The organism is Acinetobacter sp. AC1-2 (assembly GCF_016124155.1).
Classification (GTDB): Bacteria; Pseudomonadota; Gammaproteobacteria; order Pseudomonadales; family Moraxellaceae; genus Acinetobacter; species Acinetobacter calcoaceticus.
Map to the genome: position 1 here is coordinate 1,798,461 of NZ_JABFFO010000001.1, position 22,397 is coordinate 1,820,857.

At 36.9% G+C, this 22,397-nt stretch carries 27 protein-coding genes, 1 tRNA gene and 1 pseudogene; 13 read left to right on the forward strand and 16 right to left on the reverse strand.

Annotated elements, in window-relative coordinates; all coding sequences use genetic code 11:
• Positions 1–26: 26 nt before the first annotated feature.
• From HL290_RS08400 to HL290_RS08410, 3 genes are all read left to right on the forward strand, one after another.
• On the forward strand, positions 27–701 hold the full coding sequence (locus HL290_RS08400; protein WP_198496182.1) for an HAD family hydrolase: 675 nt from the start codon (positions 27–29) through the stop codon (positions 699–701).
• Positions 702–934: 233 nt separating this feature from the next.
• Entirely contained in the window at positions 935–1,420 is a 486-nt protein-coding gene (locus HL290_RS08405; protein ID WP_031945309.1) for an Lrp/AsnC family transcriptional regulator, read from the forward strand.
• Positions 1,421–1,598: 178 nt separating this feature from the next.
• Positions 1,599–1,715 (forward strand): hypothetical protein, encoded by a 117-nt coding sequence (locus HL290_RS08410; protein WP_004793556.1) that lies wholly within the window; start codon positions 1,599–1,601, stop codon positions 1,713–1,715.
• Between the two features lie 15 nt (positions 1,716–1,730).
• Here HL290_RS08410 and HL290_RS08415 read toward each other — a convergent pair whose 3' ends face one another.
• From HL290_RS08415 to HL290_RS08430, 4 genes are all read right to left on the reverse strand, one after another.
• Positions 1,731–2,546, reverse strand: a complete 816-nt coding sequence (locus HL290_RS08415) for a pyrroline-5-carboxylate reductase family protein (protein WP_198078847.1) — start codon at positions 2,544–2,546, stop codon at positions 1,731–1,733.
• Positions 2,547–2,943: 397 nt separating this feature from the next.
• Positions 2,944–3,168 (reverse strand): hypothetical protein, encoded by a 225-nt coding sequence (locus HL290_RS08420; protein WP_198496183.1) that lies wholly within the window; start codon positions 3,166–3,168, stop codon positions 2,944–2,946.
• A gap of 219 nt (positions 3,169–3,387) precedes the next feature.
• Positions 3,388–3,603: a cold-shock protein gene (locus tag HL290_RS08425; protein ID WP_045435935.1), complete on the reverse strand. Its 216-nt coding sequence runs from the start codon at positions 3,601–3,603 to the stop codon at positions 3,388–3,390.
• 344 nt (positions 3,604–3,947) lie between these two features.
• Positions 3,948–4,880 (reverse strand): hypothetical protein, encoded by a 933-nt coding sequence (locus HL290_RS08430; RefSeq protein WP_005041842.1) that lies wholly within the window; start codon positions 4,878–4,880, stop codon positions 3,948–3,950.
• A 257-nt stretch (positions 4,881–5,137) separates the two neighbouring features.
• Between HL290_RS08430 and HL290_RS08435 the strand changes: the two genes are divergently transcribed.
• Positions 5,138–5,755 carry a LysE family translocator gene (locus HL290_RS08435; protein WP_004642061.1) on the forward strand — a complete coding sequence of 206 codons (618 nt, stop codon included), beginning with the start codon at positions 5,138–5,140 and terminating at the stop codon, positions 5,753–5,755.
• A 97-nt stretch (positions 5,756–5,852) separates the two neighbouring features.
• Here the strand turns inward: HL290_RS08435 and HL290_RS08440 are convergent, their stop codons facing one another.
• The 3 genes from HL290_RS08440 to HL290_RS08450 all read right to left on the reverse strand — a co-directional run bounded on the left by HL290_RS08440 (position 5,853) and on the right by HL290_RS08450 (position 7,283).
• Positions 5,853–6,398: a glycoside hydrolase family 108 protein gene (locus tag HL290_RS08440; RefSeq protein WP_198496184.1), complete on the reverse strand. Its 546-nt coding sequence runs from the start codon at positions 6,396–6,398 to the stop codon at positions 5,853–5,855.
• A 31-nt stretch (positions 6,399–6,429) separates the two neighbouring features.
• Positions 6,430–6,819: a hypothetical protein gene (locus tag HL290_RS08445; protein WP_056478805.1), complete on the reverse strand. Its 390-nt coding sequence runs from the start codon at positions 6,817–6,819 to the stop codon at positions 6,430–6,432.
• Between the two features lie 209 nt (positions 6,820–7,028).
• Entirely contained in the window at positions 7,029–7,283 is a 255-nt protein-coding gene (locus HL290_RS08450; protein ID WP_005048040.1) for a hypothetical protein, read from the reverse strand.
• 673 nt (positions 7,284–7,956) lie between these two features.
• On the opposite strand from HL290_RS08450, the gene HL290_RS08455 reads away from it, so the two are divergent.
• Positions 7,957–8,628 (forward strand): XRE family transcriptional regulator, encoded by a 672-nt coding sequence (locus HL290_RS08455; protein ID WP_003652611.1) that lies wholly within the window; start codon positions 7,957–7,959, stop codon positions 8,626–8,628.
• Between the two features lie 150 nt (positions 8,629–8,778).
• On the opposite strand, the gene HL290_RS08460 is transcribed toward HL290_RS08455, so the two are convergent.
• Together HL290_RS08460 and HL290_RS08465 are read right to left on the reverse strand one after the other, a co-directional pair.
• A complete protein-coding gene (locus HL290_RS08460; protein ID WP_017389051.1) occupies positions 8,779–9,012 on the reverse strand; it encodes a hypothetical protein in 234 nt (77 codons plus the stop codon).
• A 173-nt stretch (positions 9,013–9,185) separates the two neighbouring features.
• Positions 9,186–9,262 (reverse strand) — tRNA-Met (locus HL290_RS08465).
• 254 nt (positions 9,263–9,516) lie between these two features.
• Between HL290_RS08465 and xseA the strand changes: the two genes are divergently transcribed.
• Positions 9,517–10,782, forward strand: coding sequence for an exodeoxyribonuclease VII large subunit (gene xseA / locus HL290_RS08470; RefSeq protein ID WP_198078853.1), 1,266 nt, complete (start codon positions 9,517–9,519; stop codon positions 10,780–10,782).
• Complete coding sequence (xseB, locus tag HL290_RS08475) at positions 10,772–10,966, forward strand: exodeoxyribonuclease VII small subunit (RefSeq protein WP_003652614.1); 195 nt, start codon at positions 10,772–10,774, stop codon at positions 10,964–10,966. The genes xseA and xseB overlap by 11 nt, the downstream gene beginning before the upstream one ends.
• A 259-nt stretch (positions 10,967–11,225) precedes the next feature.
• Here xseB and HL290_RS08480 read toward each other — a convergent pair whose 3' ends face one another.
• Positions 11,226–11,444, reverse strand: coding sequence for a hypothetical protein (locus tag HL290_RS08480; protein ID WP_004642055.1), 219 nt, complete (start codon positions 11,442–11,444; stop codon positions 11,226–11,228).
• 48 nt (positions 11,445–11,492) lie between these two features.
• The gene (locus HL290_RS08485; RefSeq protein WP_004642054.1) at positions 11,493–12,086 is read right to left on the reverse strand and encodes a LysE family translocator; all 594 of its coding nucleotides are present in this window, start codon (positions 12,084–12,086) and stop codon (positions 11,493–11,495) included.
• 442 nt (positions 12,087–12,528) lie between these two features.
• Between HL290_RS08485 and HL290_RS08490 the strand changes: the two genes are divergently transcribed.
• Positions 12,529–12,861, forward strand: a complete 333-nt coding sequence (locus HL290_RS08490) for a hypothetical protein (RefSeq protein WP_198496185.1) — start codon at positions 12,529–12,531, stop codon at positions 12,859–12,861.
• Positions 12,862–13,348: 487 nt separating this feature from the next.
• The gene (locus tag HL290_RS08495; RefSeq protein ID WP_132071104.1) at positions 13,349–13,699 is read left to right on the forward strand and encodes a four-helix bundle copper-binding protein; all 351 of its coding nucleotides are present in this window, start codon (positions 13,349–13,351) and stop codon (positions 13,697–13,699) included.
• A gap of 668 nt (positions 13,700–14,367) precedes the next feature.
• Here HL290_RS08495 and HL290_RS08500 read toward each other — a convergent pair.
• The 3 genes from HL290_RS08500 to HL290_RS08510 all read right to left on the reverse strand — a co-directional run bounded on the left by HL290_RS08500 (position 14,368) and on the right by HL290_RS08510 (position 17,752).
• Positions 14,368–14,775 carry a GFA family protein gene (locus HL290_RS08500; protein ID WP_198496186.1) on the reverse strand — a complete coding sequence of 136 codons (408 nt, stop codon included), beginning with the start codon at positions 14,773–14,775 and terminating at the stop codon, positions 14,368–14,370.
• A gap of 28 nt (positions 14,776–14,803) precedes the next feature.
• Positions 14,804–15,205, reverse strand: a complete 402-nt coding sequence (cueR, locus tag HL290_RS08505) for a Cu(I)-responsive transcriptional regulator (RefSeq protein ID WP_004642046.1) — start codon at positions 15,203–15,205, stop codon at positions 14,804–14,806.
• Between the two features lie 75 nt (positions 15,206–15,280).
• The gene (locus tag HL290_RS08510) at positions 15,281–17,752 is read right to left on the reverse strand and encodes a heavy metal translocating P-type ATPase (RefSeq protein ID WP_198496187.1); all 2,472 of its coding nucleotides are present in this window, start codon (positions 17,750–17,752) and stop codon (positions 15,281–15,283) included.
• Positions 17,753–17,918: 166 nt separating this feature from the next.
• On the opposite strand from HL290_RS08510, the gene HL290_RS08515 reads away from it, so the two are divergent.
• The gene (locus HL290_RS08515; protein WP_080026604.1) at positions 17,919–18,119 is read left to right on the forward strand and encodes a heavy-metal-associated domain-containing protein; all 201 of its coding nucleotides are present in this window, start codon (positions 17,919–17,921) and stop codon (positions 18,117–18,119) included.
• A 50-nt stretch (positions 18,120–18,169) separates the two neighbouring features.
• On the opposite strand, the gene HL290_RS08520 is transcribed toward HL290_RS08515, so the two are convergent.
• Both HL290_RS08520 and HL290_RS08525 read right to left on the reverse strand, forming a co-directional pair.
• Positions 18,170–19,129: a LysR family transcriptional regulator gene (locus tag HL290_RS08520; protein ID WP_003652630.1), complete on the reverse strand. Its 960-nt coding sequence runs from the start codon at positions 19,127–19,129 to the stop codon at positions 18,170–18,172.
• A 44-nt stretch (positions 19,130–19,173) separates the two neighbouring features.
• Positions 19,174–19,302, reverse strand: coding sequence for a hypothetical protein (locus tag HL290_RS08525; protein WP_080026603.1), 129 nt, complete (start codon positions 19,300–19,302; stop codon positions 19,174–19,176).
• 106 nt (positions 19,303–19,408) lie between these two features.
• Between HL290_RS08525 and benA the strand changes: the two genes are divergently transcribed.
• The 3 genes and pseudogenes from benA (at position 19,409) to benC (ending at position 22,376) form a co-directional block, all read left to right on the forward strand.
• Positions 19,409–20,791 (forward strand): benzoate 1,2-dioxygenase large subunit, encoded by a 1,383-nt coding sequence (benA, locus tag HL290_RS08530; protein ID WP_080026602.1) that lies wholly within the window; start codon positions 19,409–19,411, stop codon positions 20,789–20,791.
• Positions 20,788–21,307: pseudogene (gene benB, locus HL290_RS08535) on the forward strand (benzoate 1,2-dioxygenase small subunit). The gene benA and the pseudogene benB overlap by 4 nt, the downstream one beginning before the upstream one ends.
• A 52-nt stretch (positions 21,308–21,359) precedes the next feature.
• The gene (benC, locus tag HL290_RS08540) at positions 21,360–22,376 is read left to right on the forward strand and encodes a benzoate 1,2-dioxygenase electron transfer component BenC (RefSeq protein ID WP_198496188.1); all 1,017 of its coding nucleotides are present in this window, start codon (positions 21,360–21,362) and stop codon (positions 22,374–22,376) included.
• The last annotated feature ends 21 nt before the right edge of the window (positions 22,377–22,397 follow it).

A 22,397-nucleotide genomic window follows, 5' to 3' on the forward strand; every position in this document is an offset into this window, starting at 1 on the left:
ATCTAAAAATTTTATAAAAGCAGAAAATGCCAAAAGCTATTTTATTTGATTTAGATCAAACTCTACTTGACAGAAATACCTCATTAATAAAATTTGTCGAATGGCAAGTAAACTTTTTTCAACTAGTGCCACAACAGAATAAGCAAGATTTTATCGCCAGATTTATTGAATTAGATAACAATGGAAATGTTTGGAAAGACTTGGTTTATTTCCAATTACTTGAAGATTTTAATATCAAATCTTTTAACGTCGAGACATTACTTGAATCCTACGTTAATGACTTTAATAAGTTTTCCTCTTCATTTGAAAGAGTTCCTGAAACAATTCAAAATCTTTACAACAAAGGATATAAATTAGGCTTAGTTTCTAATGGCAAATCCCCGTTTCAAGAAAATAATTTTTATGCACTGGGTATCAAAGAGTTTTTTTCTACAATTATAGTTTCAGAGGCCATAGGCATACGGAAACCAGATATACGAATATTTGAGTATGCGTGTAAAGAGCTTGGCTACATTCCTAATGAATGCATTTTTGTAGGAGATAACCCTAAAGCCGATATTGAAGGTGCTCACAAAGCTGGAATGAAAACTATCTTTTTCCACCCAGATCCTTCTATCTACTCTCCTTTAGCAGATAAAAAAATTAATCATTATGATCAGCTAGAAACAGCAATTAATAAATTAGAGAGTTTCATTCTTTAGAGAAGGATATTTGTTCTCTTATGAAATCCGCAAAGAGCACTGTTTAGTCACCCTTACTGAAACAGTGCTCTTTGCTCCATCACAACCTCTATCCAGAAAGGTTCAATGCATAGAAATAGTGTATGTACCTTTAGCTCAAAATGTTTCCTGTATTTTTTGCTTTTTTTAAATGATGGCAGCATAAAAATGAAGTATATTTAGTTTTATCAGAAGATTCTTCTTTGGTTTATATTTTGAACAGAACAGAATACACACTAGATCGCATAGATCGGAAAATTTTATCTGCTTTACGTGGGAATGGTCGTTTAACCGTTGCTCAATTAGCTGAAGAAGTCGGTCTTTCATCTTCTCCATGCTGGACACGACTAAAACGTCTGGAAACTTTAAAAATTATTGAAGGCTATACGGTAAACGTGAACCCAAAAGCGATCGGCATTCATGAGGTATTTTTTATAGAAATTACTTTAGAGCGCCATGATGATGAAATGTTAGAGAATTTCAGCGAAGCATTAGCCGATATACCTGAAGTTGTAGAAGCCCATCTGGTTACAGGTGACTATGATTATTTGGTCAAAGTAGCAGTAAAAGATGCGGATCATTACGAACGTTTTTTACGGAAAAAACTCTATTCAATTAAAGGTATTCGACACACACGCTCAACGTTTGCCCTACGCCCTCTTAAATCTGCCAATACAGCTGATTTAATGTTAATTGAATAAAAGATGTCGCGCCTATAGCACATCGACTTAAAATATTGATTCTAAGCTTTTTATTAAGTTAAGCGATTTAGACCATAACAGATTTAGACTCTGTTATATTTTTTTTAAAAAATTCTGTATCTATGATTACAGCCTCCTCATCTCCATAATAAAATTAATCTGAATTGGAGGCATCGCCATGAACATTTTGAAGAAAAAAAATAAGGCCAGTTTTGTATTCTTTATTATTACTCTCTACTCTTTTATTGGGTTTGGCTTAGGTTTCATTATTTGGGAATACTTTTTAAAGGCCTAGTTTGCTAAAGAAGAGTTAACCAATCTCAGAAATAATTTCTGAAGTAATTTCTTTGCTACGATGATATGCGGCTTTCATAGCTAAACGTATATCATCAGATACATTTCCTAAATCGAACATGCGTAAAGCAGATTCGGTAATTCCGTTCGCCAAAGTAACTTTTCCACATAAATCCGCAGGTGGAACATTGGTTTTACGGATCATTTCAACTGCACCAGCAGCGGCTTGAAGTGCTAAATCTAAGGCAAACTGTTTGTCGAGTCCTAATGAAACGCCCGTCTTAATCATGCTATCTAAAATATAAAAAAAGTAAGCCGGCCCAGAACCAGATAATGCAATAATTGCATCAGTTTGTGTTTCCGAAGCTGCCCAGAAAGTCTGCCCTGTTGCAGAGTACAGCATTTCGATGACATCTTTATCGAGCTGGTCCATTTGCTCAGAAGCAATGAGTACGTGAGTACCCGTGTGTGTAAGCACAGGTGGATTTGAAATTACACGAACAATTTTTTTTGAGCCAGTAATCGTTGATAATTTTGCAATATCAACCCCTGCCATCATAGAAATAATAACTTTACGTGCTAAATACTTTTTAAATGGTTCAAGCGTTTCTTTTAAGTTTTTAGGTTCCAATAATAAAATAACAATATCCGCTTTTTTTAAACCATTTTCCTTTTCCTTTTGCTTTAACATATTTTCATCATTATTTTTTTTCTCTTCAATAAGATGGATCTTTTCTTTTTTGAACCCTTTTAAAACTAAGCCTCCTATTAATGCTAACGCCAAATTACTACTACCAACAAAACAAATATGAGGTTGTACTTCATTTAACATTTAAAATATTTTCCTTTCTTAGGGGTATTATAGTAATTAATATTATCTATAATTTAATTATAAGTATTGAGTTAATGAAAGGCTATCTTAATAAAGAACCCACTCAAATAAACTATATTAAAGTGGGTTTCGTTTTATTTGCGCAATAAATAAAACAACTTTAGCTTAAGCCTAATGTATAACTATTTATAGCAAATTCTACACAGAAATTGTTAAAGTCTGTAATTATCATTATAAAATTGTACACTATTTTAATAGCTTATAAGGAGTATGAAATTGTTAGGTTTTTTAAACAAAAAAATGATGAATGAAAAACTCTACTCTTCCATGAAACAATTGCTAATGCTTTTATCAATCAAGAATATTCACAACTCATATTTATTAATTAAAAAAGCAGCTAATTAGTTTCTTTTTTCTTCTTTAAAATTCTCTCAGCTTTGCTCATGGCTTGGGTTAAATCAACATCTTCACAAACCCAGAAAGTAAAAATTTGTCCAAACAAGTGGAAGTGCTGTTTAATATATTTAGAACTATTGTCTGAATAATGCTCTTCAACCTTAAAGAAATCATTATTGTTTTCTATTTTTTGACCGTCAAAAATACCGCCGATACAAATATCCATTTTAATACCATACACCTAATTAGTTATGTTATAACATAAAATTTTAAAAACCTTTTATAAGAGTATTTTTATACTTCTTTTTTTAAATATAAGTTGAATCAAAACTTATAAAAAACCCACAAAATATAAAGTGGGCTTTTTTAACTCTAATAAAACGCTTTAGACTCAAATATATTTTATTTAGATAATATATTTAAATCAATTAAATGCTCTATTTATTTATGAGTTTTGAAGAATCACAATATTTGAAGCTTGTGGGCCTTTTTTACCCTGCACTACAGTAAACTCAACACGTTGACCTTCCAGGAGAACTTTAAAACCAGGTGTTTGAATATCGGTAAAATGAGCAAAAATATCTTTACCTTCATCAGTCACAATAAAACCAAAGCCTTTAGTTTCATTGAACCATTTTACTGTACCAGTAGTAGTAGACATATGTTATATCCTAAATCTTAAAATATTATAACTTATTATTGGGGAAACCAATTTAACTAAAAAATAGACGTCGAAACTTAAATATCTGAAAAAACCGAAGGATTATAAATAAAACTGCGCAAATAGAAATTTATGATGACAAGAATATTTTGTTAGTTATGCTCGATAATACACGCTTCAGAAGCATTTGCAATCGATATTCAAAATAATTAAAGCAAGAAAAATTCTATACCTCTTCCCACTCATCTTTCATATTGATTTAATTAAGATTTCTTTCAATTAAAAGTCAAATTTTGTTTCATTTTAATCGTAAGAAGTAGCTTTGTTATTTCCCCATAAGACCATCAATAAAATTTCTTTTCACCCGCAGGGCGCGTCTTAAAACGTCGATGGAACCACATGTATTGTGTAGGTGCGATGCGAATTTGATTCTCAATAATTTTATTTACTCTTTCAGCATCACTGACTTCACATCCACTTGGAAAATTCTCTAATTTGGGTTCAACGAGAACATGATATTGAGGATTTCTAATATTGCCACTTCTGTAAAAGTATAAAGGCACTGCTGCTGCTTTTGAGATATCCATAAGCCTGCGGTGGGCTGTGACAGTAGCTGCCTGCACCCCGAAAAATGATGCCATTACACCTTGCTTTAAGCCAAAATCCTGATCTGGGCTATACCATATGGCATGACCATGTTTAAGGTTTTGGATAAGTCCACGCATGTTGTCTCGAGCAATCTGGTTTTTATACACTCTTGCACGGCTACGATGAATCAGAAAATCTAAAAAGGGATTGTTTTGAGGTCGGTAAACCACGTCCATATTAAAAAATAAGGTACACGCGGCTCCGCCTGCATCTAAAAGGGTGCTATGAGTGCCTAGTAAAAGTACGCCATTTTCCTGATTGTTGGTTAAATTCTCTAGCCCATCTATATGAACACGATTTTTAAACCAGTTTGGACTATACCAAGCATTTAAAGCCTCAAATACACCCGTTAAAGTATCAACAAAAACCTGTTTGGCTTTCACTTCAATTTGCATAGGTGTTTTTTCAGGAAAGCATGCTTCTAAATTACGTAGTGTTGTTTTTCTTCTTGAACCTAAAGATTTCCATGCTATTTTTGAAAGAAAATCGGCGAGACGCCATTGTATAGCCCAAGGTAACATTGCGAATAACATTAAAATAAAAGCTAAAACCCATAGACCCCAATATTTAAACGATAAAAAGGAAAATCGAAATTCGCCAGATTTAAACTGCCGTTCTTTTTTCGTCATACTGTATATTTCTTGAGGTATAGACTTAGCATACTAACACGCCTACTTGTCGGGGTTGTATGTTTATGTTGCAATAACGGCTATGCTTTTAAATACATTATCTATTTATATAAATGCATATTTTATTTCGAAACTTTCAAATTTTAATATTTAATTTATTTATTTTAAATATACATAACCTTCTGTATACATAAATTATTTTCTCATTTAAAGTAATCGCATAATTTTGTCTCAATTGATAAATAGGATATATCAGCGTGAGCGGTCTTTTAGTTTTTATAACAATTGCATTTCTTACCCTATTAAGCCCCGGCCCCGGTGTTTTATTTACTGTCACAAATTCAATCAATTATGGTGTTAAAACCGCTTTATTCGGTATTAGCGGCTTAATTATTGGTATGTTTGTAATTGCTGTAATTTCCGCCAGTGGTGTAGGTCTTATTATTACGAGTAACCCTACTATTTTTACGGTTTTAAAATTTATTGGTGCATTTTATTTAATGTATCTCGGATATAAAAACTTTAGCAAAAAAATTCCATCGCAAGATTTAATCACAGATCAGCAAAGCGATAAAAATGTCAGTAAATCTAAACTATTTTATCAGGGCCTACTCGCATCTTTGCTTAACCCTAAAACAATCGTATTTTTTATTGCTCTTTTCCCTCAATTTATCGATATAAAGAAAGAAATTTTAAATCAGTTTTTAATTTTATCTTTAACCTTTTGTTTGATTGGTTTTTTAATTCATCTAGTCTATGCAAATTTCTCTTCAATTTTTAAAGAAAAGATGTTGGCTGGAAATAATTTTTCTATACTCAATAAAATCAGTGGGGCTATTTTCTTTCTTCTTGCCATCTTACTCATCGCACAATAAATCATTGCTTTAAGAATTATGCTTTAAAAGCCTTAACTCATGTTTAGACTTTTAAAGCATTTCGATGATTGAGCATATTTTTATCTAATTACAATTGTTACAACGATACCCTGTTTAAGATCCAACCATAAAAGAAGTCTTCATAATTTGGGTTCTGCTCTGTAATTTGGATATAGTGCAGCCCTTGCATAATATTTAAAACACGTACTAATACCGTTTCTCCTTCTTTATGACGCCTGTTCAAATAACTCCTAAGAGCTTGGAAAGTGAGAGGCCCATACTGGCCATCTAAAGCAAGATTTGGCCAGCCTTCTTTTCCCTGCTTATTCAGCAAATTTAAAGCACGCTGCAACAAGGGTTTTGCAAAATTGACACCACAATTTACGCCTGTATCAAATAACTCTTCTGCAATAGCTGGGCTAATCTCATTGATCTGGTCAAATTGGGGTTCAAACCAATATTGTTTCTTATAAATAGATTTGGCCACAGCTAATGTTAAATCCTGCATATTACCTTGATAGCCTTGTGACCGAGCGACTGCTTCTGTAATGCCAAATTTAGTGGCATGTCCATGATCTGATGGATGGTTAACATACCCACCTTCTCTGTTTATGATTGCTTCTAAGTACTGGTCGATATTCATTTTATTTTTACCCATATGATTACAACTGTTTTTAGCTATTTTGCAGATCATCTTTTGCTTTTTTTAAGTCTTTCATGACTTCCACAATCGTTTTACCTTCTTGTTTATTGATGAAGTTAAATATCCATCTCACAATAGCCCAACCAGGCAAACCGCAAATGAAGAAGAATCCACAAAGTGTGATCATTCCCCAAATATCCAAGACCCATTCTTGTAAATTCCATTTCATGATAATAAATGAGCCACCTGTTAAGCTTGAAACCACTGTACAGATCAACCCAACAATCCATTCTTGCGGTGAGCGAGGGAAACGCATCATTAACACGACTGCGACAACTAAGCTGACTGCTAAAGCCACCATAATTGCAATGCTATAAAAATTTAAAAATGTGGCTAATCCATTCGTTGGAACTGTTTTCATCATCTTGTCCTGCTTTAAAGGGTAGAACTTGAAAATCCATCACCATGACCAGCTTGTTGTTTTTCAGGTTTTATCAATACCCTTAGTTTTCTTTATTACAGTCAATAAAAAACACTAACGCTTTAAAGCGGCGCTAAATTGCAAGACGAACTTACCTTGACCCGCTTAATTTCAGGGCCCAAGAAAGAATGTTTGTGTGCTAAAGCTGGTTAGTGTGCACTGTTTAAGGCTTGTTCAATCAACTCAATCACGGTGATTGCACCTATCGCTTTTTGCATCGAGACTTGATCGTCGAATTCGAATGCTTCATCTTCAAGCTCACTTGCAATTTGCTTCGCCTCTTCAAGTGCCCTTTTTATTTTTTGTACCTTAAATTTGTTTACGTCTTTTGCAATTGTTGGGACATACCCTCCACGTTTTGCATTTTTAAGTTGTTTAGCTCTGTTCTGCATTGCTGTAGTCATTCACTATCTCCAACTCAACTTACTCGTTAATAAGGCATCTTTATCGTTTGTTATTCTTGAAGTTTTGACGCATTCTTTGAGCAATATAGCTAAGCTATGGCTACAAATGTATGTTCGAAACGTTTCAACTGGTACAACAAACATATAGAACCAAACAATATGCGTTTAAAGCATTAATTTAAAAATAAATATTTCCCTTTCTGAAATTGTAAAAAAGTATTAAAGCTCTTAAGTTTAAGCCTTTTTCGGACTTTAATTTTTTGACCAAAAAGTTCAAATAAGGCTTTGCCGTATATCGGAAACTTTTGTTACGACTCACAATCTTTGTTAAATTCTTCATGTTCTTGATACCCTTTATCGACGAACATTAAGCCTGATCCACGGAATCGGGCTTTTTTTTATTCCAATTTTTGTTTTGATAGCCTATCTGCACATCATAATTGAGCTATCTCTCTTTTATTTTGCCTCCTATAAAAACAAAACAAATTTAGCTTTCATCTCAACACGTTGATAAACCTATAAATAGTGGTTCAAATACGATTTAAACTTTATCTATTCATCTTAAGATATAACTGATATTATAACTATAGTTATTAATAGTCAATAACTATAGTTGTTTTACTTGATATAACTTAAGTTATATATTTGTTATAAGTTTGCTGGTGTGACCGTTATGGCTCTTAAAGACCGTTTAAAAGATTCTAGGCTTAAAGCGAAAAAAACTCAGGCTGAAGTAGCAGAAGCAGTCAAGATGTCTCAGCCTGCCTATCAAGCTTTAGAGTCAGGGAAAAATTTGAAATCAGCGTTTCTTCCATTAATTGCCCAATTTTTAGGTGTAGATGGTTATTGGCTAACCACTGGAAATACTGAAGATTCTTTTAGAGAAAGTGATGTATTTAGCCCTACTGTTGTGAGTGCTGAATCCACCGATCAATATGTCTGGATTGAAGTTGTAGAAGCTAGCTTTTCTTGTGGTACGGGTGAATCTATAGAGTTTCACTTCGATGCAATTAATGGAAAAATTCCTTTTCCAGCATCATTTTTTAAAGAAAAGCGGGTTGCTCAAGAGTGCATGCGTATTATTAAAGCTAAAGGCGATAGCATGACCGATTACATTAAAGATGGAGATTTAGTCGGCATTGATATCTCTCAAACTGAAGTCATTGATGGCGAGATTTATGCGGTTTACTTTGCTGGGGAAGGAATGATTAAGCAAATTTTTAAAGAAGCAGATGGCTCTTTAATTTTGCACAGTTTAAATGAAAAGTTTAGAGACCGACGTGTAACTGAAGAAAATGGAAAGAACTTTAAAGTCATGGGCCGTCAATTCTGGCGAGCAGGTTAATTGAGTTATAAATATAATTAGAAGAATAATTCTATCGATTTTATATATTTCTCTTTTTTATAACTTTAGTTATTTATAAATCGTATAGATATAAAAAAACCTATCTCCATTAAAGGGATAGGTTTTTTAGCTTTAGCACTAAACATTTTATTAGCAATACGTACTTAAACGATAAAGCTGGTTAAATGCAGCATAAAAGCTTTTACCATCTTGGTTCAACTCGATTTCTTCACCAGTTTGAAGTTGAATTTTCTTACCAACTTCGACCCAACGATAACCATCTTGAGAGTTTTGCTTACGCACGTGAGGAACCACTCTCACATTAATTTCATTGCCATTTACGGCTGTGGCAATTTGCCACTCATTTACTATATTCACAATCATTCACTCATCACTGAGCTCATGTGATTTAACGGTATTTAATTAGAACGCTAGATTTAAGGTATGGACAGTCAGTCTAGAATTTAATATTTAGCTTGATATAGGGTTATTTATAAGCTAATGCTTTTCATAATTTCTGCATTATGAAAAGTGGTACATCACAGAGCATAATATTTTGGTTGCGGGGGTCGGATTTGAACCAACGACCTTCGGGTTATGAGCCCGACGAGCTACCAGACTGCTCCACCCCGCAATTGGAAGTAAGCTTTATACGCTTATATATTTTATAAAGCAAACTTTATTTTTTAATCTGTTGTAATTCATCAGTTTTATCTTTTTTATTTAATTTTATATTTTGAATTAACTAGTGATGAACAAACTAAATTTAAATTTAATCTTTTGAATTGTTGTATTTATTTTAAACAGAACCCTAAATTCACAGACAGCAATTGCCTTGGTTGGATGGCTTTTATACTATCTAAGTTGGTCCTTTAATGTTTAGTTCGTATGTCTGAACCTCAGTTTTCCCTTAGTGAATATCTCGGCACAGTTCAGGAAGTCATACGTTTGGCTTTTGATGAGCCAGTTTGGGTAAAAGCAGAAATTCGAAATTTAAATATTAAAGGCGGTCATTACTATTTAGAGCTTGCAGAAAAAGATGCAGAGACTGATAAAGTCATTGCAAGTTGTAAGGCCACAATCTGGAAATTTTCAGCAAGTAAAATTGTTTTAAAGTTTGAGCGTGAAACTGGTATTGAGATTTCAAGTGACTTAAATGTTCTCATAAAAATTCGCGCACGTTTCGATCCTCAATATGGATTTTCAGTCAATATTGAAGAGATTGACTCAAGTTTTACCTTAGGTGAAATTGCTAAACGTTATCAGCAAATTATTGAACGGCTCACTCAAGAAGGTTTAATTCATAAAAACAAACTACTCCCCACTCCTTTTGATATTCAAAATGTTTTAGTGATTGCGCCTCAAAATGCTGCGGGCTTAGGTGACTTTAAAAAAGATGCCGATGCGCTAGAGAGAAATAGTGTTTGCCATTTTGTGTATCACACCGCTACTTTTCAAGGGAACACTGCTGCAACTAGCTTGATTGAGTCTTTAGGTTCAGGTTTAAGACAATGGGCTAGCACATTTACATTTCCGCCAGACTTGATTGTGATTATTCGTGGCGGTGGATCGGTGAATGATTTAGCCTATTTGAATGATTATGAACTTGCCGCTCTGCTCTGCAAACGCACTGTACCCATTTGGGTCGGCATTGGTCATGAAAAAGACCGTACCATTCTTGATGAAATTGCCCATCGTTCATTTGACACACCAAGTAAAGTGATTGCTGGTATTCGTAACCATATTGTTGAACGCGTACAAGAAGCAGTAGATAGTCTACAAACCATTAAGCTGCTTTCTCAGCATCAAATCACCACCTATCAAAGCAAGAATGACCAACTGCTTCACCACATTAAATCTTCAGCACAAAGTCAACTTAACTCGGGACATCACCTGCTAGACCAGATGAAAGAACGCATTCAATTTAGTTCACAGCAACAAGTTAAATTTTCATTAGCCCAAATCGAATCGTTAATGAAAGAAGTCCTTTTGCAAAACCCGAAACAGGTTCAAGCCAAAGGCTATGCGATTGTTAGATCAGAAGGAAAAGCAATTCGCTCTATACATCAAATTTCAAACCCTGCCATTGCCATTGAAATGCAAGATGGTGTGATTGAAGCCAACATTACACAGGTAATTCCAAATGAAGAATAAAGAGTTAACGTTTAAGGATGGCCATGACATTTTGAAGAAAAATGCCGAATTACTTGAATCTCAAGAAAGCCCAGATATTGATAATTTAATGAAAATTGTTGAAGAATCGATTACTGCCTATAAAGCTTGTAAATCACGCATAGAAGCAGTTCAACAAGCTTTAGATGAAACATTTAAAGAATAAAAAAAGCCCATTTCTACTTCTCATTGAAGAAATGGGCTTAGTGAAAACCACTTAGTCCTGAAATGCAAAAGTGTGGATTAGGTCACACTTTTACAAAAAGCATGGTCCCACAACAATTCCTGATATTCAATATTTTAATTGTATTCAATGGTTAATTTTGCTCGTATTTTCATCAGATTCTAGCTAAAAACTTTCTTACTAAAATCGTGATGAAATACAAATGTGTTCTAGGTGTTATTTTCCAAAGTGAATGTAAAAATTATTCCTCGTTGAATGGCCCAATCAATTGATAAATTTTCCCGTCTTTAGGATTTTCATAGAGTAAATCCATATTGGGTAAAATAATGTCATCATCAATTTCAATATGTTCAACGCTTTTATGAAGTTCAAGGGCGTGGTCGTTCATGGGTCTAACTTTCGCCAAAGCAATCGTTTCTTGGTTAAACTGGTCCTTAATAATTACTTTTACTCTTTTCATAAGAATCTCCTGAAAATTAAATTTTTTAATATAAATAATGGGTTAAGTTTAAAATGAGCTAATCGCTGAATAGCCGATTGGCATAGCAAAAAAAGTTAAAATAAATGCAGCCGTACGTTGTAAATTACGTTGGTTTAACCAAGTTACTTTGTTTGAAATTAATACGGTTCCAAAAGCAATCCATAAAAATGCAATGGGTGTAATTAATGATAAAAAAATAGCAATATGCACAAAATAAACGTGAAGCACTTCCCATGCTGCATGTGGAAAAATAGCAGAAGCAAAGAGTAAAGCTTTAGGATTTAAAAGTGTTGCGACAAATAAAGCCTTAGGCGTAATGAGTGGGTTGTCTAATTTGATGTCATTTGTTGATGTTACCCAAAGTTTAAATGCAAGGTAGAGAATGAAAGTTGCACTTATTAACTTTAATAAGGCAGGAAGCCAAGGGATTAAATGTGAAACTGACTCAAGCAAAACACCCCATGAAGTAATTGCAATGAGATAACCCATCACTTCAGCAGGAATAAGTTTAAGAGACTGCTTCACCCCTGCCTGTATTCCAGCCGAGGCTAACAACGTATTTGTGGGTCCTGGAGTCAACAAAATGGTGACCACAAGTCCAATAAACAGAAATGACACCATAGGCAACGAACTCTTTAATTATGCTAGGCGAAATATGTCAAAAATGAGCATCTATTGTCGACAAAATGGTTGTAACAAGAAATATTAAAATTAAATTAATTAATGTTAAAACAAATAATTAACTCAAACCGACTGTAAATTCACTTACGATTTAAATAATTTTAAATGTGCAAAATCTATCACATAAATAGAGAATAATGAGCTATTATTACAAGCCTCTACCACATTAACTTGAGAATTTTTTACTCAAAAAATCTGCTGTTTTTTAATATTTTGAACTTTATATAACTGAGTAAATAGCAGCTTTTTGCCTCACTTGAAATTTTAAAATTGAACAATATATAAACAATTAGAAATCGTGATTTTACTGAATATGATGTCTCACTCCCCATCAATTCATTGATTGTCGCTTTCATCAAATAAATCAAATGATGGAGGATGCATGATGAATGCTTATGTTCGCCCTCATCCAGATGGTTTTAAATCTTACTTAGGTAAAAATCCAAAAACTGGCCTCTATGCTGTGCGGCTGGGTTGGACGGTTTATGAAACGAATGGCAATGGTTCTGTGCTGTACATTGTCAAGAATGAAGATAAGATTCCATTGGATGTAGACAAGTTTAAAACTGATCGTCCCAAAATCTATGCTGCGCTTTTAAGTGAGGTGCAGTTTCAACGTAAAAAACAGTTAGCTATTGATCTGCAACAATCCAATATTCCGTCTTATGACCGCCAAGCCTACAAAAAGCGTCGTGGGTTTGTAGGGTCTTCATAAACTCTTTCATTCAACCCGTTGTTAGATTCAAATATAGAAAAAGCACCCTCGGGTGCTTTTTCTTTTAACGACCAGTTGTAATTAATACGAACATACTCAGTATTAATGTGCTTAATGATCGTTTGCAATGGATGTGGACTTCATGCTCAGCTCCGTGAGCGTATTGATTAACGTTTTCCATTTCGTGTCCTTCAAAGTTCACATTCCTAATTTGCCTAATATTCACACAATAAGAAATTAGCCAAAAGTATTATATGCAATTAAATTTAACACAATCCTTAAATTTTATTGATACTTCTTATCATCAAGAAATAAGCGCTTTTAAGCTAAAAACTGGATGTAACATTCTACTACGAGGTTAATTATGTAGTGGGTATTTGTACCCCTTTCATCTCAAATGCCCATTGTTTGAAAAATGATCTATAAAATAGAAAAACATAACAATATTCCATTTTTTAATAAAAACTTTTGGAATAGGAGAATTCGTATGCAAATCAATCAAGAAGCAAATAATTCATTATTTTGCCAAGCCTCTAGCTCAATTCAAGCCTGCGTAGAATGTATGATTGCTTGTAAAACCTGTGCAGCTGCCTGTTTACAAGAAGAACATATGATGCGTGAATGTATTAAACACTGTCTGACTTGTGTAGAAATCTGTCAGTTATGTACTTCTTTAGAGTTAAGGCATTCTGAGTTAGCTGAACAAGCGATGCCATTATGTGCCCATGCATGTCAACTTTGTGCAGCAGAATGCAGCAAACACGAGCATGAACACTGCCAAATTTGTGCTAAAGCATGCCTAGCTTGTGCTCAAGCGTGTCAAGCCTATCGTGCATAGTCGCGTAACGCATAAGGAAGTTTGTATAGCTGATTTATAGTCAGGCTATATATGGTAAGAAAATTTCAAAAAAACTTAATGACTTAAGATATTAAAAACTAATAATTTATCTTTTTTATTTAAGAGAGGTTAATAATAACTTTCCTTTAGGCATAAAAAAAAACCCGCATCTTGGGGAAGAATGCAGGCTCTTAGATCTCCCACAACGACCATGAGTCCATTATTAAACTTGAACTTTAAACCGTTAAGTAAATGTACCTATAAATAAATTAAATTGCAATACAGAATAGTCTGTATGTTTAAAAAATTTTATTATTTCTACATCTTTTTATTTGCTTAAGACCATATGGTAAAAAATGGCGTCATAAAAAAATTTATTTATTGGATGACCAGACTATAAATGGCTTTTTTATAGGCATTAAAAAAGCCCGTTTCACGGGCTTTTCTGCAACGGTGAGCAATCTAAGATTTGTGTCTATCCATCTCTTACATGCTCTTTGCTAGCTATATGTAAGGTCTTATCGTATCTTTTGCCCTGTCCCAAGTTTCCCTGTGGATCGAGGAGATATTACGATTACCTTAAGTACAGTTATAGCACATTATTTATTCATGGCTAGTCTTGTTCACGTTTTTTTACAAATGAATAAAATACAATCCAACCTTAATATTTAAGGGTTTTCTACCCCATTTGGATATTGGCGAGCACTATCGCAAATTGGATACCACTTCACTTTTGAAGACACAAAAGCATGAGAAATGACAGATGTCGATATTTCTTCATTAATGAGCCCCACCCTTAAACGCACCACTTCGGGTTTATCTAAACGTTCACTCCAGATAGGAGAGCCACAAGTTTTACAGAACACTCTCTTTTTATTGGAAGACGCAAAATAGGCCTGTAGCAGGTTTTCTCCCTGCACAATATTCAAATCACTTTTCTGTACTTGCGTAATGGCAGCAAAAGCAGCGCCTTGTGCCTTTTGGCATTGCGTACAATGACAAACCATGATGGGTGCTAATTCGGAATTAATGCGCAGTTGAATCCCATTACAAAGACAAGAAGCTGTATAAGCCATGATTTTCCCTTTTTTATTTTAATGAAACTTAGCTTACACCCACACCTTTTTCAATATGATCTAAGATCGCACAAGAAGCTTGCTGGTTGCCGCAGCAATCATCGGCTGAAGCCTGCAAAATATTGACCATTTCTTGGAGATGGGCAATTTTCTGTTTTAATTCGGCAATGTGTTTTACGGTTAAGGCTTTCACCTCTGCACTCTGCCGATCGGTATTTTTCCAAAGCGAAATCAGCTCTTTCATTTGTTCGGATGAAAAACCTAACTCTCTGGCATGTTTTAAAAAGTTTAAAGTTTTAAGGTCTGTTTCTGAATAAATGCGATAGCCAGAAGCAGAACGCTGAGCGGCTTCAAGTAAACCGATTTCTTCATAGTAGCGAATCATTTTCGCCGAAATGCCCGAATGTTTGGATGCCTGACCGATATTCATCTCACACCTCAAATATTAAATTTGGTTTAAGACCTGCTGTTATGATCTTAAACCAAAAGATGAGTTTCAGCACGCTCACTGTACTGGCGCATGAAAACGTTTTAAGCGTAATGCATTTCCTAAAACAAAAACTGAAGAAAGTGCCATCGCTCCTGCTGCAAACATAGGTGAAAGTAGCACGCCAAATGCTGGATATAATGCGCCTGCCGCAATTGGAATAAGTGCAACGTTATATACAAATGCCCAGAACAAGTTTTGGCGTATGTTTCGCATGGTCGCTTTACTTAACGCAATTGCGTTCGGCACACCTTTTAAACTACCTGACATAAGCACAACATCAGCAGCTTCAATAGCAACATCTGTTCCTGTACCAATGGCTAAGCCGACATCTGCTTGCGCCAAGGCTGGTGCATCGTTAATGCCATCACCTACAAAAGCCAAACGACCATACTGCTTTTGCAGCTGGCGAACGGTGTCCACTTTACCTTCAGGTAAGACCTCCGCCACAACTTCATCAATATTAAGTTTTTTCGCAATCGCTTGCGCTGTATGACGGTTGTCCCCTGTAATCATGGCAACCTTGAGACCTAATTGATGTAAGGCCTCAATGGCAGCATAGGTTGTTTCTTTAATTGGGTCTGCAACGGCAATAATCGCAGCAAGTTGTTGATCAATGGCAACATAAAGCGGCGTTTTACCCTCTTCACCCAACTGTGCAGCAATTGCTTGGAATGCGCCAGTGTCTAAACCAAGTTGGTGCATATAACGGTCTGCGCCAATTTGTACTTTTTGGCCTGAAACTTCAGCTTCAATACCTGAACCTGTAATCGAGTTGAATGCTGTTACTGGTAATAAAGTTATTCCCTCATTCTCTGCTGCTTGAACAATCGCAAGAGCAATTGGATGTTCAGACTTGGCTTCGACTGAGGCAACTAAAGTCAGCACTTGTTTACGTTCAAAGCCAGATTGCACATTAAAGTCAGTCAGTGTCGGTTTACCTTCGGTGAGTGTTCCCGTTTTATCGACTGCAACAACTTGCGCTTCTTGCAAAAGCTGCAAAGCTTCGCCTTTACGGAACAGAATCCCTAACTCAGCACCACGTCCAGTACCGACCATAATAGAAGTTGGTGTTGCAAGCCCCATCGCACAAGGACAAGCAATAATCAGTACTGCAACGGCATTAACCAAACCAAAAGTCAGCGCAGGCTCTGGCCCAAAAATAAACCAGACCAAGAAAGTAATTGCAGCAATGAGCATCACCGCTGGCACAAACCACATCGTGACTTTATCGACCAAACCCTGAATCGGAAGTTTAGAGCCTTGGGCTTGCTCAACCATGCGAATAATTTGTGAAAGCACAGACGAGCTACCCACTGCGGTTGCCCGAATGTTTAGAGTACCGTTCTGGTTGACCGTACCACCGACCACTTGATGCCCTACTATTTTTTCAACAGGAACGGGTTCACCCGTAATCATAGATTCATCAATGTAGCTGTGCCCTTCAACTACTTCACCATCGACAGGCACACGCTCACCCGGACGAATTTCTACAATAGTTCCACTGACCACTTCGGCAACGGCAACTTCAACCATTTGACCGTCACGCTGAATACGGGCTGTTTTAGGCTGCATTCCCACTAAATGCTGAATAGCTTGTGAAGTACGTCCTTTAGCTTTTGCTTCGAAATATCGTCCGAGCAAAATTAAGCTGACAATCACGGCAGCCGCTTCAAAGTAAACATTGACCGTGCCTTGGGGTAATACATGCGGCATAAAGGTTGCTACAACAGAAAAACTATAGGCGGCCAAGGTTCCAACAGCCACCAGCGAGTTCATATCTGGTGCTAAACGCCATAGGGCTGGAATACCTTTTTGGTAAAAACGGCGACCGGGAAAAACCAAGACCAGTGTTGTCAAAACAAACTGTAAAAGCCAGCTATTGTATTGACCAATCGTGTGCATGACCCACATGTGAAAAGCTGGAATTAGATGTGAACCCATTTCCAAAATAAACACAGGTAAGGCCAAAACAATCGAGATGATCAAATCTTTTTTAAGCTGATCTAACTCTGAAGCTTTTTTATCGAGCTGCTCATCTTGATTTTTTTCAGAGGCTTTTGCGTCGTAACCTGCTTTTTTAACAGCGCGAATCAGATCTTCAACATTGACTGAATTATCTGCCTGAACCCAAGCCTGCTCTGTGGCTAAGTTAACTGTCGCTTCTTGAACGCCGTTTACTTTTTTAAGGGCTTTTTCAACTCGTGCAACACAAGATGCACAGGTCATACCCTCAATAGACAGCTCCACTGGTGCAGCTTTGGGAACATCATAACCCGCTCGTTCAACTGCTTTAACCAGTGCTTCACGCTGAATCGGTTGATTTGAATAAACAACAGCTTTTTCTGTTGCCAAATTAACGTTAGCAATTTCTACATTTTCAACTTTCTTAAGTGCTTTTTCGACACGACCTACACACGAGGCACAAGTCATACCTTCGATTGGTAGTGTTTCACTATATGCTGGCAATTTTGTGTTTTTTGAGTCCATCAAACACCTCTGCAAATCTGCAAAATTTAATATTCTTTATTGAGCATACAGATTCCCATCATGGGAAGGTCAAGCATATTTTTTTAAAAAATTGGTCTTGACCTTACAATCATGACAAGGTTTAGACTCAGTGTTATCCAAACAAACATCTCATTCTTGATGGAGTATGAACATGAAACTACTTATTGAAAATATGACTTGTGGCGGTTGCGCGCGTGGTGTAACAGCAACGATTCAAGATGTCGACCCAAATGCAAAAGTAGACGTAGATTTAGCGACAAAAATCGTAACTGTAGAAACCAGTGAAAGCGTCGATAAAATTACCGAAGCGCTGGACGAAGATGGTTTTCCAGCTCAAGTGCAGTAAGAATTTACATCAACGCATAGCTTCAGCTTTTGAGGCTATGCCTGCTTTATTTAAAAGTCGATACCGTTTGAATCATCGATCGGGTTTTGATCGAGTGTAAAAACAGTGCGTTGATAAGGTATCCCTTCTAAATCGTAGACCTGATAAATACAATCAAATAAGAGTTGTAAGTCCTCACTTCTGTCCATTGCGCGTGCAGTAATAAAAATCGGACTGACTGCCCCATTGTCGAGAATTGGAATGTAATTTAAGTGCGGAAAACGAATGGTATCGGCACTGGCAGGAATAATACATAAGCCTTCTCCCGCTGCAACCAAGCCCAAAGCCAACTGAATTTCCCTTATCTCATGCATATTTTTTGGCACCAAACTATGCTCGGCAAAAATATTTAAAAGCTGAGTCGAAAAATTAGGTTTCGGCGAAGTGGGATACATAAACATCTTTTCATCAATGAGATCGGCCAGATATACCCCTTCCGTACGTTGAGCGATGGGATGACTCGTATGAGCAGCAACCACCAAGCGTTCTTTACGCAGCAGAATTCGTCTCACCGCAGGATCACTAATTCTTAGACGTCCAAATCCAACATCAATACGGCCTTCTTTTAATGCCTGTAGTTGCTCAGTTGTGCTTAACTCCATCAGTTGAATATTCAAATGAGGTTGCTGTTGCCGAAATAAATAGATAATTCGAGGCAGTAAACCATAGAGTAAAGACCCAACAAAACCAATCGTCACGCTTCTTTCGATCAGACCAATCCGCTTGGTCATACTTTTTATTTCTTCAGCATTCGACAAAAGTTTAAGAGCATGTTGATAAAAGAAATGTCCGGCTGGCGTTGTTTGTAAAGGCCGGCTCCCTCGCTCAAACAGTTGAATTCCAAGCTCACTTTCCAGATTTTGGATCTGCCGGCTCAAAGGTGGTTGAGCAATAAATAGTTTTTCCGCTGCTTTTGTAAAGCTCTGCTCTTCAACAACAGCCACAAAATACCGTAAATGTCTTAGTTCCATAAGGCTTCCATACCTTTAAGATATAAAAAAATGCAAATTCAGTCTTAGACACAGTTTAACCATTCTTTTAAGGTATATACAAGCAACAAACCGATGAAGTGATGAATTGCTTTGTGAAAAGCCTTCTTGCCAATATTTAAGTGATTCATCTTCATCAATTCACGGTTAAACACCCAGCGCGCTCATGCGCTTCATTGACAATATTAGGATATCAAGACCTTTTAGATCTTAGCTAAGGCCTTGGTGACTTCCACACTTTTGGAAAGTCGGAGAACGGACATGCCACGTATTCCTGTAATCAATACTAGCCATCTTGACCGTATTGATGAATTACTTGTCGATAATATCGATACAGGTGAATTTAAACTTCATCGCTCAGTGTTTACTGACGAAGCCCTATTTGACCTTGAAATGAAATACATCTTCGAAGGTAATTGGGTTTACTTAGCACACGAAAGCCAAATTCCAAATAATAATGACTACTACACCACTCACATTGGTCGTCAGCCCGTCATTATTGCACGTAACCGTAACGGCGAATTGAATGCCATGATCAATGCGTGTTCACACCGCGGAGCACAACTTTGCCGTCACAAGCGTGGTAACAAAGCAACATATACCTGCCCTTTCCATGGTTGGACGTTTAACAACTCAGGCAAACTTCTAAAAGTTAAAGATCCAAGTGAAGCTGGTTACTCGGACTGCTTTAACCAAGACGGCTCACACGACCTTAAAAAAGTAGCTCGCTTCGAGAACTATAAAGGCTTCTTGTTTGGCAGCTTAAATCCAGATGTTCCTTCACTTGAAGAATTCTTGGGTGAAACCACCAAAATCATCGACATGATTGTTGATCAGTCTGAACATGGTTTAGAAGTTTTACGTGGTTCATCTACCTATACCTATGAAGGCAACTGGAAACTCACCGCTGAAAATGGTGCGGATGGTTACCATGTTTCTGCTGTTCACTGGAACTACGCAGCAACGACTCAACACCGTAAAGAAACACAAGCTGCCGATAACATCCGTGCGATGAGTGCAGGTTCTTGGGGTAAACAAGGCGGTGGCTCGTATGGCTTTGAAAATGGCCACATGTTGCTTTGGACACAATGGGCAAACCCAGAAGACCGTCCAAACTTCCCGAAAGCAGACGAATACACCGAAAAATACGGTGAAGCAATGTCGAAATGGATGATTGAGCGCTCACGTAATTTGTGCCTCTATCCAAATGTGTATTTGATGGATCAATTCGGTTCGCAAATTCGTGTACTTCGCCCACTTTCTGTCAATAGAACCGAAGTTACCATTTACTGTATCGCGCCTAAAGGCGAAGCACCTGAAGCTCGTGCACGTCGTATCCGTCAATATGAAGATTTCTTTAATGCATCAGGCATGGCAACACCAGACGATTTAGAAGAATTCCGTGCTTGTCAGGCAGGCTACGCAGGTATTGCACTTGAGTGGAATGACATGTGCCGCGGTTCAAAACACTGGATTTATGGACCAGACGATGCAGCGAACGAAATCGGTTTAAAACCAATGTTAAGTGGGATTAAAACTGAAGATGAAGGTCTTTATCTTGCCCAACATCAATATTGGTTACACACCATGAAACACGCGATTGCATCAGAGAAAGAAATTGCTGATCAGGGAGAAACAGCATGAGCACTCAAGACAAAGCAACTTTAGAAAATATTGCTCAATTTCTCTATCGTGAAGCTCGCTTTTTAGATGATGAACAATGGGAAGATTGGATTGAATGCTATGCACCCGAAGCTTCTTTCTGGATGCCAGCTTGGGACGACGACGATAGATTAACTGAAGATCCGCAATCTGAAATTTCACTTATTTATTATCCAGACCGTCAAGGTTTAGAAGATCGTGTGTTCCGTATTAAAACCGAGCGCTCATCTGCAACCATGCCAGACACACGCACAAGCCACAATATTGCCAACGTTGAAGTCGTAGAGCGCGACGGCGACAAAGTTACTGTTCGCTTTAACTGGAATACATTGAGTTTCCGTTACAAGACAAATTACAGCTATTTCGGTATGTCACGTTATGTGATCGATTTTTCAGGTGATCAACCAAAAATCTTGAGCAAATATGTCGTTTTGAAAAATGACTACATTAATCAAGTGATTGATATTTACCACCTTTAAGACATACCCCCTCAGTTAAACGGACTGTTGGCTGAGGGTAAAAGTTTCAAATATTTTGTAGGATACATGCCATGTCAAACCACAATGTTGCACTTCAATTTGAAGATGGTGTTACACGTTTCATTAACGTAGCTCAAGGCGAAACCTTATCTGACGCAGCCTATCGCCAAAAAATTAATATTCCTTTGGATTGCCGTGATGGTGCATGTGGAACTTGCCGCGCATTTTGCGAGTCAGGTCATTATGACATGCCAGAAGAAACCTATATTGAAGATGCATTAACACCAGAAGAAGCCGAGCAAGGCTATATTCTTGCTTGCCAATGCCGCCCAACTTCAGACGCAGTATTCCAGATTCAAGCATCCTCAGATGTCTGTAAAACAGAAATTCATAGCTTCCAAGGCACATTAGCCCGCGTTGAAAACTTATCAGACTCAACCATCACGTTTGATATTCAACTTGATGAAGGTCAACCGGATATTCATTTCCTTGCAGGTCAGTATGTGAATGTTGCAATTCCAGAAACTGGCGAAACACGTTCATATTCATTTAGCTCAAAACCAGGTAACCGTTTAACTGGTTTTGTGGTCCGTAACGTACCGAATGGCAAAATGAGTGAATTCTTGAGCAAAAATGCCCAAGCTGGCGACAAAATGACATTTACCGGTCCATTCGGTAGCTTCTATTTACGTAATGTAGCGCGTCCAGTGCTGATGCTCGCAGGCGGTACTGGGATTGCCCCATTTATGTCGATGTTACAAGTGCTTGAAGAAAAAGGTTCAGAACAGCCTGTTCGTTTAGTCTTTGGTGTCACCAATGATTTTGATTTGGTGGCTCTAGAAAAACTCAATGAATTGCAGGCGAAATTCCCATGGTTTGAATATCGAACTGTAGTTGCAAGCCCTGAGAGTAACCATGAACGCAAAGGCTATGTCACTGGTCATATTGAAAGTGAATGGTTGAACGCTGGCGATGTCGATGTTTATCTATGTGGACCAGTGCCAATGGTAGAAGCTGTTCGTGGCTGGTTAGAAGCTGAAAATATCAAACCTGCTAATTTCTTGTTTGAAAAATTCTCTGCAAACTAACTTAAGGTGGAGAAGTTATCT

Coding starts and splice junctions, on each gene's coding strand:
- HL290_RS08400 (WP_198496182.1), top strand. CDS start 27: ATGCCAAAAGCTATTTTATTTGATTTAGATCAAACTCTACTTGACAGA.
- HL290_RS08410 (WP_004793556.1), top strand. CDS start 1,599: ATGAACATTTTGAAGAAAAAAAATAAGGCCAGTTTTGTATTCTTTATT.
- HL290_RS08415 (WP_198078847.1), bottom strand. CDS start 2,546: ATGTTAAATGAAGTACAACCTCATATTTGTTTTGTTGGTAGTAGTAAT.
- HL290_RS08420 (WP_198496183.1), bottom strand. CDS start 3,168: ATGGATATTTGTATCGGCGGTATTTTTGACGGTCAAAAAATAGAAAAC.
- HL290_RS08425 (WP_045435935.1), bottom strand. CDS start 3,603: ATGTCTACTACTACTGGTACAGTAAAATGGTTCAATGAAACTAAAGGC.
- HL290_RS08430 (WP_005041842.1), bottom strand. CDS start 4,880: ATGACGAAAAAAGAACGGCAGTTTAAATCTGGCGAATTTCGATTTTCC.
- HL290_RS08440 (WP_198496184.1), bottom strand. CDS start 6,398: ATGAATATCGACCAGTACTTAGAAGCAATCATAAACAGAGAAGGTGGG.
- HL290_RS08445 (WP_056478805.1), bottom strand. CDS start 6,819: ATGAAAACAGTTCCAACGAATGGATTAGCCACATTTTTAAATTTTTAT.
- HL290_RS08450 (WP_005048040.1), bottom strand. CDS start 7,283: ATGACTACAGCAATGCAGAACAGAGCTAAACAACTTAAAAATGCAAAA.
- HL290_RS08455 (WP_003652611.1), top strand. CDS start 7,957: ATGGCTCTTAAAGACCGTTTAAAAGATTCTAGGCTTAAAGCGAAAAAA.
- HL290_RS08460 (WP_017389051.1), bottom strand. CDS start 9,012: ATGATTGTGAATATAGTAAATGAGTGGCAAATTGCCACAGCCGTAAAT.
- xseA (WP_198078853.1), top strand. CDS start 9,517: ATGTCTGAACCTCAGTTTTCCCTTAGTGAATATCTCGGCACAGTTCAG.
- xseB (WP_003652614.1), top strand. CDS start 10,772: ATGAAGAATAAAGAGTTAACGTTTAAGGATGGCCATGACATTTTGAAG.
- HL290_RS08480 (WP_004642055.1), bottom strand. CDS start 11,444: ATGAAAAGAGTAAAAGTAATTATTAAGGACCAGTTTAACCAAGAAACG.
- HL290_RS08485 (WP_004642054.1), bottom strand. CDS start 12,086: ATGGTGTCATTTCTGTTTATTGGACTTGTGGTCACCATTTTGTTGACT.
- HL290_RS08490 (WP_198496185.1), top strand. CDS start 12,529: ATGATGAATGCTTATGTTCGCCCTCATCCAGATGGTTTTAAATCTTAC.
- HL290_RS08495 (WP_132071104.1), top strand. CDS start 13,349: ATGCAAATCAATCAAGAAGCAAATAATTCATTATTTTGCCAAGCCTCT.
- HL290_RS08500 (WP_198496186.1), bottom strand. CDS start 14,775: ATGGCTTATACAGCTTCTTGTCTTTGTAATGGGATTCAACTGCGCATT.
- cueR (WP_004642046.1), bottom strand. CDS start 15,205: ATGAATATCGGTCAGGCATCCAAACATTCGGGCATTTCGGCGAAAATG.
- HL290_RS08510 (WP_198496187.1), bottom strand. CDS start 17,752: ATGGACTCAAAAAACACAAAATTGCCAGCATATAGTGAAACACTACCA.
- HL290_RS08515 (WP_080026604.1), top strand. CDS start 17,919: ATGAACATGAAACTACTTATTGAAAATATGACTTGTGGCGGTTGCGCG.
- HL290_RS08520 (WP_003652630.1), bottom strand. CDS start 19,129: ATGGAACTAAGACATTTACGGTATTTTGTGGCTGTTGTTGAAGAGCAG.
- benA (WP_080026602.1), top strand. CDS start 19,409: ATGCCACGTATTCCTGTAATCAATACTAGCCATCTTGACCGTATTGAT.
- benC (WP_198496188.1), top strand. CDS start 21,360: ATGTCAAACCACAATGTTGCACTTCAATTTGAAGATGGTGTTACACGT.